The organism is Gardnerella sp. 30-4 (genome assembly GCF_001641215.1).
In the GTDB taxonomy this organism is placed as follows: domain Bacteria; phylum Actinomycetota; class Actinomycetes; order Actinomycetales; family Bifidobacteriaceae; genus Bifidobacterium; species Bifidobacterium leopoldii.
Genome location: NZ_LXJL01000028.1, coordinates 1 through 16,073 on the forward strand (window position 1 = coordinate 1; position 16,073 = coordinate 16,073).

The following is a 16,073-nucleotide window of genomic DNA, read 5'->3' on the forward strand; positions in this document are numbered from 1 at the left end:
ACTTTACTTTATATAATAGCTGTGCTATTATATAAAGTGTCAAACAAGAAAGGAGGTGACATGCATGTAGTGGAAATACTTGTTGCGATTGCAAGTCTGCTGATTGGCATTGCAAAGATTATAGAAGCAATAGCAAAGCTTATCAAAGAGTTGAAGCGCAATAAGTAAATAAAGAGTCCCGAACAGACCAAGTGTCCGGGACTCACTATCCACTATACTGCAGGCTCATTATGAAATTAGATGCAATAGTATCTGCCATGTTCTCACTCGTTATTATCGCTGGAGTATGGTGCCATTTTTCACCTTGGCTCATAACTGGTTGCGCTGTAATCAGTGCCGTATGTGCGTTAGATGCTGGGAGAAAGCACAAAGGGTAGTATGAGTGAGCGTTATTTGAGCTATACGGAAGTTGCCGAGCTTATTGGTGTAAAAACTGGTGCGCTTGGCAACTACAATCTTCCAGATCCAGACGCGTTTATTGGTCGCACTCGTGGCTGGAAACGTGAAAGTATTGAAACTTGGAATGCGAGCCGTCCAGGTCATGGCGGACGCCCTTCTAATGCAGAGTAGTTAAGAGTATAAAAAATTACCCCCCGCACGAGGCGAGGGGTAATTACTAATTCTCAACTTGTATTCTCATTAGAGAATACTTTGAGCATGTCGCGTATTACTTATTTTCGGTAGGCGTGTCTTCCGGCTTTTTGCCGCGTCCATCTAACTCGGTATCAGCTTCGACTGCGGCATGTTTGCCAGTCTGTGCTTCTACTTCACGGCGTAAAGCATCGCTAGAGTTTACGAAAATCTTAAAAATGCCACTGCCAGCAAGCTCAGGATTCAAAGCTTGAGCATTTTCCAACACGCTCAGAATCTCCATAATTGTAATATAACCGCACACCGGCGCGACGATAGGAATCGTAATACCAATGTGAATATACTGCTGGCCATGCTCCAGTAGTAATGCTAATGCGAGCACTAGCACGTATGCGAACTTATGAAACAGTCCCGAGCGCATTTTAGTGCTGCTTACGGTGTGAGTTGCAAGAGCTTTTACGAAGCCACTCACATAGTCGAGCACTACGAGTACTGCTACAATGCTCAGTTCAATCAATTCAGCATTCATTCTTTTTTCTCCTATTATTTTGGTTGATTATCTTTTGTTATCCACGCGGCATTTATGTGCGTGAAGTTTTCTTTCCACGTGCCGTCCCAGTAGATGCTTCCGTCTGGTTTGACCATGAGGCTTCCTGAGCCGTTGCCTGATAAGTGGATAGTGCTTAAGGTGACCGGTCTGAAACCTTCAGGCACACGCTCACCGGCTTTAAGCCACGAGCCTCCAACGCATTTGACGTATCCGCAACCGTTTACTGTTACGACGTTGCCGCATCGCGTAAAATGCATTATTTGTCCGTCGTTCGTACCCCACGGAATGTGCATGTTAAAACCGCTAATGTCGCCGTCTTTTACGATTGGGGACGTTGCTGGTTTTGGTGCTGGTTTAGGTGCTGGAGGAGGCGTTGCATGGTCTGATTGAGCGTATTTATTCCACGCTGCGCGATCACCGTAGAATTTGTTAAGGTCAAGGTTGCCGCCATAGTTTGGTAACGCTCCAGCACTAGAGTATTGGCGTATTGCGCAACCGTACGAGTCTTCATTCCAAGGTTTGTTCTGGTATCCAGTGTGATTATTGTTTGCATATTGTGCTATCCACAGTCCACAGTTTGTAGCTTTGCTTACTTGAGCTAGCCTGCCGTAGTCACATTGGCTGCCGTATAGTAGTGGACGTACTCCTGTGAGCGCGTATACTTCTGTCGCACATACTTGCAAATATCCAGCGTCCTTATAGGCACTGTTGCTGCCACTCTCAAAATCGAGTGCGAGTACTGCGCGCCCAATGTATGGTTTTGCCGCGTTTACGAAGTATTGTGCTTCTGCTTTAGCATTGCCGCCGTTAATGTAGTGGTAGATGCCTAGTAGCTTGCCACTGTTGAGTGTCGCGTCGGCTTGAGTGCGAAAGCACGGGTTTGTGTACCATGTGCCTTCGGTGGCTTTAACGATGACAAAATCGGCTGGTACTGCTGCGATATTGATGCCGCGTTGGTACCAGGATATGTCTATGCCGTTGAGTGCCATATCTTCCTCCTTTGGTTATTAAAAAAGCCACGCTGTTTGCGTGGCTAAAAAATTGTTTGTGCGTATTGTAGTCGAGTGGTTCCGGATAAAACCGGATTCTTCGGACGGTTTCGGACGGATTCGGACGAAAAGTATCATACTTTCCAGTTTTTGTCCTTATTGGACTCTTGTTGGACTCTTGTTGAAGACTTTCAAATTTTTCCTATTTATCCTACAGTGTCCTAAAGTGTCTCATTTTTTGGTTTGAGTTGCGTATAATACGCGTTCGTGTTTTGTAGAACCTACTTAAATCCAGTCGCCGTCACCGGGGTCTGGTTCTGGTTCCGGGGGAGTTGGTTTACTCATCTTCCCCCCCCCCTATGCAGAAGCATGGGAGTATACCTAGCTTCATGTATGCGCGGTCAGCACTCCGATTGCCATACGAGTCACAGTCAACGACGTATCGAGAGTCACTACTGTACGCGCTGCGAAGCCAATACGTTCTACCATCGCGCGCGCGACTATTAGCATCCGTGAAACAAGCCCACTTTTTGTAAGAGTAAACCCCCTCACTAGAGTAATATGCCGACCCGAACGCTTCTATCTCAGATGGTGGAAAAACATACTCGTTCAAAGAAACCATAGAACCCCCACCACCCGTCCAGTTTAGAGACATGCGAATTATATAATCTCTCAAAAAGTAAGGCATTGCATAGTAAAATTTGTTAAGTTCACTTTCCAGATTAGAGCCACTGTAAGTGTTGCTGGTGCCAAACTCATAACTGCCCGGTATGAGCCTATCCGGCACCATGAGTGCCTCGTTCTGTCCGTAGTGATTAAACTCTGTAAAAGTCCACCAGTAAGTCGTACCATTTATAGTCTCATTGAAGTAGTCGCCAACATGCAGAATACTAAAATCCTCCTTCTTTACACAGTTAGCGATAATTTCCGCCGAGCTTGAACCATACTTTGCAAAAGGCTTCCACCCGGGTATTGGTTCAAAATCTGGTGTGATCCGCTTATGCTCATGCGCGTGCTCACTCAGCCACTTCTTCTTCTTATCTTCCAGTGTTTCTTCCTGCACGAAATAGAAAGGCATTTGAAAAACAGTCATACGTGTTACCTCTCAATTCATACTAGGGAAAACAACTATGATAAAAGTGCAAGACCCGGATGTCGGGTGTTTAACATGAATTGAAACGTCCCCACCGTAGTAGACTGGACCGTGGTCACTTCCGTTAAAAGTAAATGTTGGCTGCGCTTTCATGTACAAGTCCATACTTTCAGAAGCAGGGTATACGAGTATTTGTTGTAGAATGCTTACACTTTCTAACCACTCAAGATGGGTTGAAGTATTAGCGGAACTCATATTTTCCTCGAGAATGAACGTTTTTACTTTCTGCTCGCTTATACTGTTTTTCACACCCTCAACTGCATCATTCGCCGTGTCGGCTGCGCTTTTAGCTTCAGTAGCTGTTGACTGTGCTGTGCTACAAGAGTTTTTTAACGATTTAACCTCTGATTCCATAGAATCAATACGACTCTTATTCTTATTTGTAGCTTCAAAAGCTGCGTCTGCGGTGCCTTGAGCACGGTCAATAGCAGTGTCCGCAGAATTCATTTTGTTTTGAATCTGCTCAGCAGTATTCTTAACCGCCGTCAAACCCGGTACGCTAATCGTCACACCATCCATCGGGTTTTGCGACATCTGCGTGATTTGAACATTCTCACCAGCACGCATATACGAGCCTTTACGGCTAGCGGATAATGCCGCGTCAAGAGCCTGAATCTTATTAGCGTTCTCTTTGCTCTTATTAGTCGCGTTGTCTGCTGCTTGTTGTGCCGTGCTAGCCGCGCTAGCAGCGTCGTTCGCTTTACTCGTAGCTTGCTCAGCCGTAGAGTGTGCTGCTTCAGCCGTACTGTTAGCCGTGCTAGCCACGCTTTTAGCGTCAGACGCAGTCTGCTCAACCGCTTTCAAACGCGTCTCAGACTCTTGCAAAGCTTGCATAACCTTACCAGCTGCCGCGTTCGCTGACTCAGCCGCACTATTAGCCGTGCTAGTAGCATTATTAGCCTTGCCAGCCGCCTCGCCAGCCGCAGACGCTTGAGCATTAGCAGTACGAGTCGCCTCCAACGCAGCATCCTTCGTCTGCTTCAACTCTTCAACCGCGCTAACCACACGCTTAGCAGTCTCACCAGCATCCTTAACTTGGTCAAGCACACTCTGAGCTTGAGCAACCGCAGTAGCAGACTCCTGAGCAGTATGCAACGCGTTATTAGCAGCCTCAACCGCTTGCTCACTAGTCTGTTTAGCTTGAGCCACCTCGCCACTAACATTCCTATAAGCTTGTGCAGCCTCATTACATTTTTGAGCAGCACTAGTCGCATCAAACCCGGCACGCTGAGCTTTCAAAACCTCACTCTTAAGCGCAGCTAAATCAGTCTCGGTTTGCTTGTTAGCAGCCTCAGTTTTCTCACGAACCGCGTCCACACTCTGAGCAGCCGTGTTCGCTTTACTCGTAGCCTCAGTAGCAGCCTGTGCCGCCGCCTGAACTGCCTGTATTGCACTATCAGCTTTATCAGCTGCCTCGGTAGCTTTACCAGCCGCACTATTAGCGGTTTGTGCCGCGTCAGACGCTTGCTGCGCGTTCGCCTTCAAATCCGCGATAGTACGCTCAGCCGCCTGTGCTGCGTCAGTAGCAGACTGTGCCGCCTGAGATGCCTTACTCTTAGCCTCATCCACACTCTGAGCAGCCTCAGTAGCCTGTTGTGCCGCCTCATTAGCTTTACTCGTAGCCTCAGCAACACTACCAGCCGCCTCGGTAGCTTTACCAGCAGCAGTATTCGCCTCTTGCGCCGCCTGCTCACACTTTTGCACAACACCATCAAACGTGTTCTTAGCCTCATTCGCCGCGTCAACAGCCGACGCAACTCTACCGGCAACCGCATTAGCATTATCAGCCGCCGCCTGAGCCTTACCAGCCGCATCATTCGCCGCCTGAGCCGCCGTATTAGTGCCACTCACAGCCTGTTCAGCACGCTGCACAGCCTCATCAGCATTCCGCGTCGTCTCCTCACTCTTCGACACAAGCTGAGAAAACTCATTCGTCAACGCCGCAACCTTAGCAGTCTGCTCACGCGCCTCATTAGCAGCATCCACCAAATCCGCGTGAGTCAACACCGACTCAGCACTACCATAATCAACAACCGGACGCTCAACAATCGCAGTGAAATTACGAGAACACACAACCGTGTTCTCACGCTTCACCTCAAAACCAAGCGTCACAGTACCCGGACGAGCACACGCGGCAACAGGCACAGCAACCTGCCACACGCGCCCGTCAGGACTATCAGCCGCCGCCATTTTCACACGACCGCCAATTAGCACGCCAAGCTGCCAATTATACGTCAAATAAACTTCGATATTCGAATCATCAACCGGCACACCATTATCCAACAATTGCACGCGAATAATACGCCCGTTAGCGTCACCGCCATGCAACCTCACGTCAGGAATAAAAGCATTCGCATAATCCAGTAGAATCGGAGCATACGTCACATTCTGAAAATCACTCATGATCCTCACCGTTCTTGTCAAGCTCAGCCTTCAACTCTTTAATCTGAGCGTCTTTCACTTCAACCATTACGCTTAGTGCTGCAATGCGCGCGTTAGCTTGTGCGAGCATTTCGCTCAGCTTCGCGGCAACCGCACCATCAAAACTAACTGAATCCTTATCAGTCATTAGTTTCTCCTATCCTGTGGCATCAGGCTCTTATAAAAGCCTTCAGCAGCATCCTGTAATTCTTTCTGAAAATCCGCGTCAGCCTCCAGCTTCTTAACTACGCTTGCGTCCACGCAACTCGTATCAATACCAGAACCACTCTCAGCGTGTGGTTGTGAATCGTTGTTTTCGAGTACGAAAAAAGCCCCCGGTGTCGGAGGCTTCATTAACCCAAGTCCAAGAGTCGCGCGCGTCTTATTGTAAGCAGCAACAAGAGGATTAGAATCCGCGCCGTTAGCAGCATTAACAGCCATAAAACTAGACGGGGGAGCACTATCGCCAAGAGTAGCCTCAAGCGCATCATAAGCGTCAGTCCACGCGTTCCTCCCAGTTTTCGGATCATACGCATCCCTAGGTTCTTTCGCGCTAATGATAGCCGCGATAGCTTCCTCAGTACTCTCCAAGCCAAGCAATGCGCTCCAAGACGCAATAGTTTGCGCACTAAACACACAAGCCGTAACCCCATCCTCACGAGGCGAGTCAAAACGCAAAATATAATAGTCACCTTGCTTCTCAATAGTCTGAGCCACAGAACCTCCTTTAACCCATGTTCCTGTTTACAAGCCAGCCAAAAGTATTCGCATACACCGGCACCGGGCACTTACCTTGCAAATTGTTCTCCAAACCTACTTTCCAAGCCGCTGCACGCCCAGTAAAAGCAACGTGACAATTAACCACACCCCAGTCAGAGTCAGACGAAGCAACAGCATAATAGCAGCCATACTTAGCCGGGCAACCAGTAGTAAACTCAAAAACTTCATGCTGGCGCGGTCCCATACCGTGCGGCATAGCAAGCCAATGGTAAGCAATAAAAGTATTACGATTATTTTCTTCACCGAGCGCACCGTTAAAATACAGTTCGCCGTTAGATACGTTAGCGCTCACGTAACATGATTCAAGCCCGTTATTTGAGAAAAGCTTCGCAACACCACCGCCAGCGTAAGAATTCGGGTAAGAGCTAGCATAGAGTCCGGCACGCAGCGTAGAGTCTTTACTGTCGTAGTCTCCATAAGCAGCGAGTCTCACCATCGCATACTTGCCGTTTGCATAATCTTCACTAACGCGCATTGCTGCGCCGGGGTCATGATTTCGAACTCTTCCGCTACCTATCCAAATCGAGCTGAGCGTGCTACCGTCATTACTTTCACCCTCTGACGCTATTACTGGGTTCGCATAATGTCCGGGAGATTCAAACCTGATTCCAGAGCCTTTGCCTTCATACCCTTCGTCATCAAAATGAGCAGTAGTAAAATTAGGACTTAACATCACACCATAATTGCCCGGTAATGACGTTCTAAACTCGCCAATAAGCTTATTATTCTTACCATCACCATCTAAGTGTACGGTTTCATTACCAGCCGTATCCCACATGCTGATAATGCCTTGAGTTAAATCCCACTTGCCGCGCGCACCACTAATCACACCAGTACGCAAGTAGGACGCGTTCAAATAAACGTGACCGCCACTCAAATAAATACCCTGCGTTTGACCATTATTAGTGAGTTTGTTGAAAATAGCCTCCTGCGTCAAGGACTCGTTCATCTTCGAAATCACACCATCAGCACTATCATTAACAATCTGCTGAACAGTCTTTCCACCAATCTTCACCGACGCTTGAAGCGAAAACTCGCCAGTCTCCATGTCCCACCAATTGCGCCCTTGAGCGTCCATCAGCTTACCAGTAGTAATAGCGTTAGCGAAAATACCCTCGCCGGACGCAATATTCTTCCAATCCCAATCACCATTAGGCTTCCTCGAGTTAGAAGTACGCCAAAAACCGCCACCAAGCTGAATAGCACGAGTCGGATGCTGATTCTCAGGCTTATCATAAACCGTGATACCCTCGCCCGGCTTCAAATACGTATAGCCGCCAACACCGTTCATTACATCATTCAAGCGACCAATAAGGTCACGAACATACAATCCATTACCTTCAGCAACCGCATTCCACTCACTAGACTGAGCAATAAGCGCATCAAGCTTCTGCTCTTGAGCGCGCCGCTTCTGAGTGTAAGACTCTCTAATATTGCCGAGCGTAATACGCGTAGCGTCAACAGAGTCGAGTAAGTCTTCCTCGATTTTCAGCACACGCCCCTCGACCCGAATAGGAGGAGTGAAAGTCGTATCAACAACCTGAACCGCGTCGCCAACGCCAACACCATTCGCGTCAAAGCCAGCGCGCCCTAAGTTCACCACGTCCGCTTCGTAAGCTACTTGAGGCTTCGACACTTGAGTTAAGCGTGCCTTAGCAAACCTTAAAAGCTCATTACGGTCAGTGCAATCCTCAAAAACAACGTCACCTTCAAGCACACCCCAATACTTTTGCGCTTCAACATCATCAACATACGGCACGCCACCGTTTACTTCCTTAATGCCAATGCGCCTAGAATATCCGCCAGTAGCGTTACCGTCATCGTCTGTTTTCTCCTCGCCTTTACCCCAAGCATAAAGACGAGTAATAACCTGCTCAGCCATAAGAGTACGCTTAACACTCTTCAAATCACACCCATACTCGAAACGCCTTTCAGCATTCCGATTACCACGCTGCTCCAGCAAATTCACCGTGCGCGCCGTAACCTTACCATTTTCAACGCTTACGCTGGTTTCAAGTTCAAGCCCGTATGTTTTTGTAATGTCTTGTAAAGATTTTAGAACGCTTTGATGGTAGAAGTTTAGATCGGTGTAATGGCGTATTGTGCCGTTATCTACAGTGCCAACATTCCATCGTGTGCTCTCTAACGCTACTTTCGCGCGCTCTGGTGCGGTTGTTTTTTGTCCTCGTTTGTCTAGTATGTATACGCTTCCGAGTTCTGCGATAGAGTTCACACAATACGCTGTAGTAACTGGCTTGCCTTCGTCGCGCTGTGTTTCAACGCTTTGCACAATGTATTCGCGCCACAAGCCTTTGCCATCTAAGTAAAGCAAGCGGTCATTTTTCTCTACACCACCATCAAGTGTTGTAATGTCAAGCGTATCTGTGCCGTCTACTGCGCATGTGCTTACCGCTTTAGTAATAGATGTAATGTCTGGCTTTAATGTGCCGTTGTAGCTTACGTGAGCAAATCGCATTGATGCTCCTTTACATTAATGTTAATGGTGTTACTTCGAGTGTTCCGCTGCAGCCTGTACATGTGATTGCGTTTGCGCCTGGTAGCAGCGTGAAGTAATCGGAATCGATTGTTGGAAGAATAATATTGTTGTTGATCCTGCAATTTCTGCTTCGCGGACTTGTATCTATGGACAATACGCCATTCATGTGTGAGCCTGTGCTAAAGGTAAGGGTTTTGCCGTCTTGCCTAGCTATTGACGTTGCATCTGTGTCAATGGAAAGTGAGAATTGCGGCCACACTGGACTGCTTCCTGGTATTGCCACATGGTTTTCGCCTTCATGTAGCCTGAATGTGTGCTTTTTGCCATAAACGTACGGATCTGCATCGAGTGATAGTTCTAGCAGTAGTGCACAGTGGAACGAATCTTGCCAGTTTCGTATTGTGTTCCAGTTTGATATGCTCCATCGTCCGCGATATTCCCCGTTTGAGTCGCTTGTTTGTAAACTTCCTTGCTTTCCGTGAATTTCTTTGGCGATGTGCTCAAAAAGAGCGTTTACTGTGGCTAAATCGCCTAAAGCGTAGAGGCTTAAGGTGATTGCGCGTTTTTGTAGGAATGCTGCGTGCGTATCGTCTTCTACCGTTGTATCTAGTGCGCCATTGAGTCCAGGAACGGTAATGCTGGATGTAGTTGTTTTTGGTGATTCTACGCTGATTCCCTTTTTTTCGAGATTCAGCCCCCATTCGTCGAGTGGAATTTTGTTGATTCTACATTCCAGCATTATTGTTCCCTTCTTTTATCTTCCTAGTGTTGCCATTTTGTTTAGCTCATTGTTCATTGGTTTTGAGAGAATTCCTGCCATGACTTCTCCGCCGCGACCGTTCAGTTTTAGCGCTACGCCTTGGCTCATTACTCCGTCGAATGCGTCGTATAGATCCTGCTTTGTTAAGCCTGTTCTTGATGCGTCGACTTCATAATTTGCTGCAACTTTTGCTATCTGATTTTGTTGAGCATTCCATCCTCCATCAGGTGGCATAACTGTAGTTCTTAAGCGGATAGCATTCGCATCATTAAACCAATTTCCAGATTGCTTGGTGAATCCTGCAACTTGTTTTTGTACGCCTTGCCACGAGTCGTCAAGCCCTTTGCTGAATCCTTGCATGATAGCGTTACCAGCTGGAATAAGCAGCTTCTTATCGTAAGAGATTGGTCCCTTATGCTGCGCAATCCAGCTACCAATGCCGCCAACAAAGTTGCAAACTCCGTCCCATGCACCTTTTAAGCCTTTAAGGAAGCCATCAAGGATAGCTTTACCAGCGTTTAACAGCCATTGACCAGCACCTCTGAAGAACCCAAGAATCCTATCTTTCAAGCCGGTAACAAAGTGGAATACAGCATCAATTCCAGCTTTAGCACCGTTTTTGATACCGTTCCAAATGTTACTGAAGAAGTTCTTGATACCATTCCAGCAAGCATTCCAAACGTTGCTAATTGTATTAAGAGTTGCCTGTATAACCGCTTTTATTCCATTCCAAACAGCTTCTCCAATGCCCTTAATGGCATTCCATACAGTGTTCCATATGGCTTGAATAGCTTGAAGTCCTCCTTGAATTAAAGAACTTATAGAATTCCAAATGCCTGTTACAACGCTTTGTATCGCAGTCCAAACTCCGCCAAAAATATTTTGAATCCCTTGCCAACATTTATTCCAGTTGCCTGTAAATACTCCAGTTATAAATTGAATAATTCCGGTAAATACTTGAATAACCCCTTGTATTACTCCTACAATTGCTTGGAATGCGGCAAGTAGGACTCCTCCTACCGTTTGCGCAACAGCACAAAAGATTGGGATAATCGCATTAAAAGCTGGCATTAATACAGCTGCAATTATGTTGCCAAGAGTCTGAAATACTGTACAAATTATAGAAAAAGCTCCTTGGAGCAATGGCGCCATTATATTTATTGCTGTAGGTATTAATGTTCCTATAGCGTTTATTAACGGCTGGAGAGCTTGCCATACAAGTTGTATTGCTTGCCCGACGGCAGAGAATACTGGCTGTAGGAAATTCCAAACGGCTTGAATAGCTTGCAAAAGCGCAGGAAATACCGGCTGCAAGAAATTCCATACTGCTTGAATAGCTTGCAAAAGCGCAGTGCCGAGCGCTTTTGCAACGTTTGACACTATATTCCACACTCCCTGTAATATTGCTCCAAGCTGACTGAAAAGAGCAGGGAGAGCGTCGAACGCGCCTCCAATTATCTGAGCGAGTTGGCCAAAAGCAGCTCCAATAGCACCTAATACAGTAGAAAATATATTCCATAGATCTTGCAGCGCTTCGCCAAGCTGACTGAAAAGAGCAGGGAATTCAGAAAAAGTAGGGCCAATTATTTTGGCAAGTTGCTCAAAAAGCGGTCCAACAGTACTTGATATCATATTCCATAAGCCTTGCAGCGCTTCGCCAAGCTGACTGAAAAGAGCAGGGAGAGCAGCGAATGCGGCTCCAATTATCTGAGCGAGTTGGCCAAAAGCAGCTCCAATAGCACCTAATACAGTAGAAATTATAGGGCTTAATGTCCCTGCAATGCTTTGTATTACTCCTTGCACTGCTTTGCAAACGTTGGAGCATATATTGATAAACCCTTGGAATCCGCTTATGATCCCGTTCCACACGGTGCCTAATGCTGATCCAATGCCCCCAATGAATTGTGAGAATCCGTCGCACAATGCTTGCCAAACTTTCTTTCCTGTGTCTGTTTGAGTAAAGAACCAAACTAAAGCGCCGGTAAGTGCTGCTAACGCGAGCACTACTGCACCTATAGGATTCATACTCATTACAGCGTTAAAAGCTGCTTGTACCGCTGTAGCAATTTTTGTAACGCTAGACCATGCAGACGTGGCAATTTGTGCGGCTTTTACGGCAATTGCATATCCTGCCCATGCTGCAATAAGCGGGGATAAAGCAGGAGTTAAGAATTTAACCACTTGCAAAGCTCCGTTTAATGCATCCAGCACTCCCTTTAGGGCTGCAGATAACGATTCAGGTGGGAATAGTGCACCCCACCCTCCGGCAATGCTGAATACTTCTTTGAAAATGTCACACAATGATTGCCATATTGCTTTGAAAGACTCGAATACTCCAACGTTTTGCATTGCTGCAAAGAGTTTCCCGAACCAGTCAACAACTCCACTAATAGCTGCTGATAATGGTGCTTGCATTGAGTTGGTTAGGTTTCCGATTGCATCTGCAAGTGCACTCATTGCTTGAGTTGTTGGTCCTTTGATTGAGTCAAAGATTACCATTCCAGCTTTTACGACGGACGCTTGCAGGTTTCCCCATGCGCCTTCGATTGTTACTGTGCTTTGTGCGGCTTTTACGGCAACATCGTTGAATCCTAGGTCAAGCAATGCTTTATTAAATGCTTCGCTAGTAATTTTGCCTTGGCGCATTGCGTCTGCAAAATTGCCAGTGTATACACCGTTTTTCTTAAGCTGTTCCTGGATCTTGCCAGATGCACCTGGTATTGCCTGCGAGAGCTGTCTCCAGTTATCTGCTGTGAGTTTTCCAGCGCCAGCGGTCTGAGTAAGTACCATTGCAACGGACTTAAAAGTTTCTTTGTTACCACCTGCGATTGCGTTCAGATTGCCTGCTGCTTCTGCAAGCTTGTCATAGCCTTTTACCCCATTCGAGGCGAGCTGTGCTGTAGTTGAACGTATATCCTCAAGATCGTACACAGTTTTATCTGCGTATGTTTGTGTTGATTTGGTAAGCTCTTTAATCTGCTTATTGCTTACTCCTGCGAATTGCAATGTTGCGCCAAACTTTTGCGCGGAGTCAGACGCGCTCATGATTTCGCTAGTAATGCCGCCAAAAGCACCAAGAATTTTGCTGGTAACAGATTGTGCTATGCCGCTAATCATGCCCATTTTTAAGCCAAATCCTTTAGCAAATCCGCTGCCTGCGTTTTCGCCGCTTTTTTGTGCGTGAGATGCCATAGAGTTGAGTGCTTGCTGGATTTTGCCGCCTATCCCTGCTGCTTTTTGGGAAAAAGTGCTTGCATAGCCTGTGCCTGCTTGTGAGCCTTTTTGTATAACAGTAGAGTTGGCTGATGTTAGTTTTTGGGCAATGTTGCTTCCAATTTTGCTAACGTTTTGATTGAACCCAACTGCATATTTTTTGCCAGATTCAGAACCTTTTTGAGAAACACTATTGTTGGCATTATTGAAAGCGTCGCAAATAGCCTTACCTACGCCTTTTGTAGATGGCACAATTTCTACAAAAGCGCGCGCAATATTAATGCCAGTATCGCCTTTTGCCATTATTTGTCTCTTCCTCTATCTATACCAAGCAAAGCGTAAAGTTCTTCGCTACTTTCCGCATGGCCTGTTTTGATTGTGGTGCTGTTGCTGTTTGTTTTTGAGCCAGGCCTCTTGATTGTATTGCTGAACTTTTTGCCTTTGCTTGCGTCTTTCGTTTTGCAAAATGCTAGAAAAGCCGTATTGTCTGCAATATTTGCAAGCAATTGTCGCGTTGCGTTCCATTGTGCTTGTGGGTTGATTTTTCCCCAAATAAGCGCACAGTCTGGCAAATTTGCTGCTAAATCAGCCATTCGCCTAACGCGTATGCTTTCGCCTGTTTCATCTAAGTTAAGCCCGTAGAATCTTTGAATATCCGCGCGTAAGATATCTGGCGCGATGCGTAGCATTTCTACGAGCGTGAGGAGTTTGGGGAGACCTTACGTAAGTATTCAGACACGAAAGAGGATACTTCTTCCATAGTGATTCGCCCTGTTTCTTTATTTCGTAAAGCATTTTTAACTTGCTTGTACTTTTCTCCAAAAAGTCGTTTAAGTAATGGAATAAGTGCGAAAGCGTTAGGTTCTGTATCGTCTGCTGGGTTTAATTGTGAAAGAAGCTCCAATGTCTCCAGATCGTCTAGCACTTGTGGGTCAACTGTAAGCTCTACGCCTTTTACAGATACAATGATTGGTTCATCTTTAGGTACGATTTTCTTGTCTTGTGGCATGTTTAGTCCTTTTTAAGAGTGTATGAGAGAGTGAAAATTCCTTTCGTTTTGTTAAGAGCTGCTCACGTAAGTGAAAGGAATAAAAGCCTTACGTGAGCAAGATTTATCAGACGTTGCTATGCTCTGTAGCTACGCCGCTAGCTGGCTGCGACGCTCCCAAATCTGCAAAGTAATTGTATGAATTGTTGCCTTGCTTATCTGGGAAGGTAGAGAATGTTACGTCGTAGGTAATTGCGTCGCCAGAATGATATTGCAAATCTCCTGTGTCTGTAAGAACTGCGTCAGGAATCACTACTCGCTGCTTCTTGTTCATGCCAGACATAAGAATATCTGCAATAATACTAACGTGTTCATTTTTCGGCATACCTGTGGTAAACGAAGTTACTTCGTCACCGTTGGACTTAACGCGGTCTTTACCGTATCGTACTGAGAGTGTAGCTACATTGGTTTCTAGCATCACGAATTGGAATGTTTCTTCGTAGGAAGCGATGAATGACGCCGCCTTTTCGCCACTCATGTTGTTGATATCAGTGGTGTCAACGTCGGTGGATCGTGTGATTCCGTCTTCGTTCAAGTCTGCTACATTCTTAAAAGCATCATCAAGCTTATCCGTAGCATTTGTAGGCAACGGTGTACCTGATGGCGCTACGAAAAGTACTCCGCCTGTGCATTGTTTTGCTACAGCAATATTTCTAACCATAAAAATCTCCTTTATAAAGGTGTGTTAATTCTGAAATTCACCATGAATCGGTGATGATATGGGGTGTCTGGGTCTGGGTAGATTGTGACTGTATCGATGATTATGCTTGCAACGTTTTCTGCATGCTCTGGCATTTCTATAAGCGTGAGAGCAAGAGCATCTGCAGCTTCTGCGGCTTTTATTTGGCTTGGTGCATAAATTGATGCAGAAAGAGCGTAAATTCTTTTTCTGTCGCTTATGCTTGTGCCGTTTTTTTCTACCGTTATGAAGCTACTTGAGCTTGTTGCATTTTGTGGCACAAGCCCTGATGCTTCAAAACCGTCAATGCGTCCATCTGTGTTGAGGTAAGTGATAACTGTTTCTTCAATGGTTTTCATTTACCTGCTCCTACAGCTTTTGCTAACCAGTGATGTCGTCCTTCTGATCGCATTGTTGCCAGCCATTCTTTGGAAGGATTGCTTGCTGCTGTAACGATTGCGACGGCACCATGTTTAGTATCTTTTACTGGCAATGCCACATATTTCGGGTGTATTCCGCTTTTTGTGGTTGTCGCCATAGCAGTAGCATTTGATGCGATTTCTTGTGCTACTTTTGCTACTACTGTGTGCCCTGCTGTTCGTCGCAGCTGTAGGAAGCCGTCAAAGTTTAATTTAACGTTGTTTTTGCTCACATTATCCTTCCTTTTCTGTTACGTCGACTTCGAAATTCCAGGCGGTTGGACTCATACCTCCGTCTAATGGCTCTGGATCGCCAAGCACTGAATATTCGCGCCCTCGAATCCGAATTTTTGCTCCTCGTAGGCTTTTGTAGGTCCATGAGCGAGGGAAGTAGCAGATGCGTGACACTTCTATGCCGTATGGCTGTAGTTCGCTATCCGCGTTTGCGTTAGCAGATGCTCCGCTTCCTGGAGAAACAAGCACATTTTCTACTTGTTCCTCTTTTGGTGCTACTTCTATAGGATTGTTGAGTGCATCAACTCCGTTAAATACTGGGAAAAGAACTGTTACTGTTTCACCTTTCATCCGAATCTCCTGTAAGGTTCACATGAAAGCCTGTTTGCGCTCCTTGCCCTCGTATTAAGCGTTTTTCAGCGCGAGTTAAATACAAGTCACCAGCTGGATTTGTAAAACTCCACGATTGTGAGAAAGCTCCCACGGTTTGCGATGTTTGTGTTACTCCAGTCATTCCGTCGCCGACGTTTTCAGCTGCTGCAAGAGCGCGCCTTACTACGCTGCAACAAACGAAGCAAAGTAGCCGCTTGTTGTCTGTGAGTTTTGGCGCGCTTGCTTGCATAAGAGCTGACGCATCAGATATCAGTGTTTCTACTGTTTCGCGGTTTCGTGTTGAGGCTGCTGGGTAGCGCGCCTTTACGTCGTCAAACGTTGCGAACACTTCCATGCCAGCGCCTTC

General features: G+C 46.3%; 17 protein-coding genes. 1 reads left to right on the forward strand and 16 read right to left on the reverse strand.

The window, feature by feature from the left end:
* Positions 1–378: 378 nt before the first annotated feature.
* A complete protein-coding gene (locus tag A5294_RS02255) occupies positions 379–570 on the forward strand; it encodes an AlpA family transcriptional regulator (RefSeq protein WP_064340342.1) in 192 nt (63 codons plus the stop codon).
* Between the two features lie 97 nt (positions 571–667).
* Here the strand turns inward: A5294_RS02255 and A5294_RS02260 are convergent, their stop codons facing one another.
* From A5294_RS02260 to A5294_RS02330, 16 genes are all read right to left on the reverse strand, one after another.
* Positions 668–1,120, reverse strand: a complete 453-nt coding sequence (locus A5294_RS02260) for a phage holin family protein (protein ID WP_064340343.1) — start codon at positions 1,118–1,120, stop codon at positions 668–670.
* 14 nt (positions 1,121–1,134) lie between these two features.
* On the reverse strand, positions 1,135–2,130 hold the full coding sequence (locus tag A5294_RS02265) for a GH25 family lysozyme (RefSeq protein ID WP_064340344.1): 996 nt from the start codon (positions 2,128–2,130) through the stop codon (positions 1,135–1,137).
* 337 nt (positions 2,131–2,467) lie between these two features.
* Positions 2,468–3,223: a DUF6273 domain-containing protein gene (locus A5294_RS02270; RefSeq protein ID WP_064340345.1), complete on the reverse strand. Its 756-nt coding sequence runs from the start codon at positions 3,221–3,223 to the stop codon at positions 2,468–2,470.
* Between the two features lie 12 nt (positions 3,224–3,235).
* Complete coding sequence (locus A5294_RS02275; protein WP_064340346.1) at positions 3,236–5,686, reverse strand: hypothetical protein; 2,451 nt, start codon at positions 5,684–5,686, stop codon at positions 3,236–3,238.
* A complete protein-coding gene (locus A5294_RS06695; protein WP_156483440.1) occupies positions 5,679–5,852 on the reverse strand; it encodes a hypothetical protein in 174 nt (57 codons plus the stop codon). Before A5294_RS06695 ends, A5294_RS02275 begins: the two co-directional genes overlap by 8 nt.
* Positions 5,852–6,421: a hypothetical protein gene (locus A5294_RS02280; protein WP_064340347.1), complete on the reverse strand. Its 570-nt coding sequence runs from the start codon at positions 6,419–6,421 to the stop codon at positions 5,852–5,854. Before A5294_RS02280 ends, A5294_RS06695 begins: the two co-directional genes overlap by 1 nt.
* Before the next feature lie 10 nt (positions 6,422–6,431).
* On the reverse strand, positions 6,432–8,960 hold the full coding sequence (locus A5294_RS02285; RefSeq protein WP_231880174.1) for a phage tail spike protein: 2,529 nt from the start codon (positions 8,958–8,960) through the stop codon (positions 6,432–6,434).
* A gap of 10 nt (positions 8,961–8,970) precedes the next feature.
* Complete coding sequence (locus A5294_RS02290; RefSeq protein WP_064340348.1) at positions 8,971–9,720, reverse strand: hypothetical protein; 750 nt, start codon at positions 9,718–9,720, stop codon at positions 8,971–8,973.
* A gap of 15 nt (positions 9,721–9,735) precedes the next feature.
* Positions 9,736–13,257 carry a tape measure protein gene (locus tag A5294_RS06885; RefSeq protein WP_082851866.1) on the reverse strand — a complete coding sequence of 1,174 codons (3,522 nt, stop codon included), beginning with the start codon at positions 13,255–13,257 and terminating at the stop codon, positions 9,736–9,738.
* Entirely contained in the window at positions 13,257–13,643 is a 387-nt protein-coding gene (locus A5294_RS02300) for a DUF5361 domain-containing protein (protein WP_064340349.1), read from the reverse strand. Before A5294_RS02300 ends, A5294_RS06885 begins: the two co-directional genes overlap by 1 nt.
* Positions 13,644–13,645: 2 nt before the next feature.
* Positions 13,646–13,963, reverse strand: coding sequence for a hypothetical protein (locus tag A5294_RS02305; protein ID WP_064340350.1), 318 nt, complete (start codon positions 13,961–13,963; stop codon positions 13,646–13,648).
* 106 nt (positions 13,964–14,069) lie between these two features.
* Positions 14,070–14,663 (reverse strand): hypothetical protein, encoded by a 594-nt coding sequence (locus tag A5294_RS02310; protein WP_064340351.1) that lies wholly within the window; start codon positions 14,661–14,663, stop codon positions 14,070–14,072.
* 11 nt (positions 14,664–14,674) lie between these two features.
* Complete coding sequence (locus tag A5294_RS02315; RefSeq protein ID WP_064340352.1) at positions 14,675–15,040, reverse strand: hypothetical protein; 366 nt, start codon at positions 15,038–15,040, stop codon at positions 14,675–14,677.
* Positions 15,037–15,333, reverse strand: coding sequence for a hypothetical protein (locus A5294_RS02320; protein WP_020758134.1), 297 nt, complete (start codon positions 15,331–15,333; stop codon positions 15,037–15,039). Before A5294_RS02320 ends, A5294_RS02315 begins: the two co-directional genes overlap by 4 nt.
* A 1-nt stretch (position 15,334) precedes the next feature.
* Positions 15,335–15,685 carry a hypothetical protein gene (locus A5294_RS02325; protein WP_064340353.1) on the reverse strand — a complete coding sequence of 117 codons (351 nt, stop codon included), beginning with the start codon at positions 15,683–15,685 and terminating at the stop codon, positions 15,335–15,337.
* A complete protein-coding gene (locus A5294_RS02330) occupies positions 15,675–16,061 on the reverse strand; it encodes a hypothetical protein (RefSeq protein WP_064340354.1) in 387 nt (128 codons plus the stop codon). Before A5294_RS02330 ends, A5294_RS02325 begins: the two co-directional genes overlap by 11 nt.
* Positions 16,062–16,073 lie beyond the last annotated feature (12 nt).

Bases quoted from the DNA above. Each gene is read 5' to 3' on its own strand.
- A5294_RS02255 (WP_064340342.1), top strand. From the start codon at position 379: ATGAGTGAGCGTTATTTGAGCTATACGGAAGTTGCCGAGCTTATTGGT.
- A5294_RS02260 (WP_064340343.1), bottom strand. From the start codon at position 1,120: ATGAATGCTGAATTGATTGAACTGAGCATTGTAGCAGTACTCGTAGTG.
- A5294_RS02265 (WP_064340344.1), bottom strand. From the start codon at position 2,130: ATGGCACTCAACGGCATAGACATATCCTGGTACCAACGCGGCATCAAT.
- A5294_RS02270 (WP_064340345.1), bottom strand. From the start codon at position 3,223: ATGACTGTTTTTCAAATGCCTTTCTATTTCGTGCAGGAAGAAACACTG.
- A5294_RS02275 (WP_064340346.1), bottom strand. From the start codon at position 5,686: ATGAGTGATTTTCAGAATGTGACGTATGCTCCGATTCTACTGGATTAT.
- A5294_RS06695 (WP_156483440.1), bottom strand. From the start codon at position 5,852: ATGACTGATAAGGATTCAGTTAGTTTTGATGGTGCGGTTGCCGCGAAG.
- A5294_RS02285 (WP_231880174.1), bottom strand. From the start codon at position 8,960: ATGCGATTTGCTCACGTAAGCTACAACGGCACATTAAAGCCAGACATT.
- A5294_RS02290 (WP_064340348.1), bottom strand. From the start codon at position 9,720: ATGCTGGAATGTAGAATCAACAAAATTCCACTCGACGAATGGGGGCTG.
- A5294_RS06885 (WP_082851866.1), bottom strand. From the start codon at position 13,257: ATGGCAAAAGGCGATACTGGCATTAATATTGCGCGCGCTTTTGTAGAA.
- A5294_RS02300 (WP_064340349.1), bottom strand. From the start codon at position 13,643: ATGCTACGCATCGCGCCAGATATCTTACGCGCGGATATTCAAAGATTC.
- A5294_RS02305 (WP_064340350.1), bottom strand. From the start codon at position 13,963: ATGCCACAAGACAAGAAAATCGTACCTAAAGATGAACCAATCATTGTA.
- A5294_RS02310 (WP_064340351.1), bottom strand. From the start codon at position 14,663: ATGGTTAGAAATATTGCTGTAGCAAAACAATGCACAGGCGGAGTACTT.
- A5294_RS02315 (WP_064340352.1), bottom strand. From the start codon at position 15,040: ATGAAAACCATTGAAGAAACAGTTATCACTTACCTCAACACAGATGGA.
- A5294_RS02325 (WP_064340353.1), bottom strand. From the start codon at position 15,685: ATGAAAGGTGAAACAGTAACAGTTCTTTTCCCAGTATTTAACGGAGTT.
- A5294_RS02330 (WP_064340354.1), bottom strand. From the start codon at position 16,061: ATGGAAGTGTTCGCAACGTTTGACGACGTAAAGGCGCGCTACCCAGCA.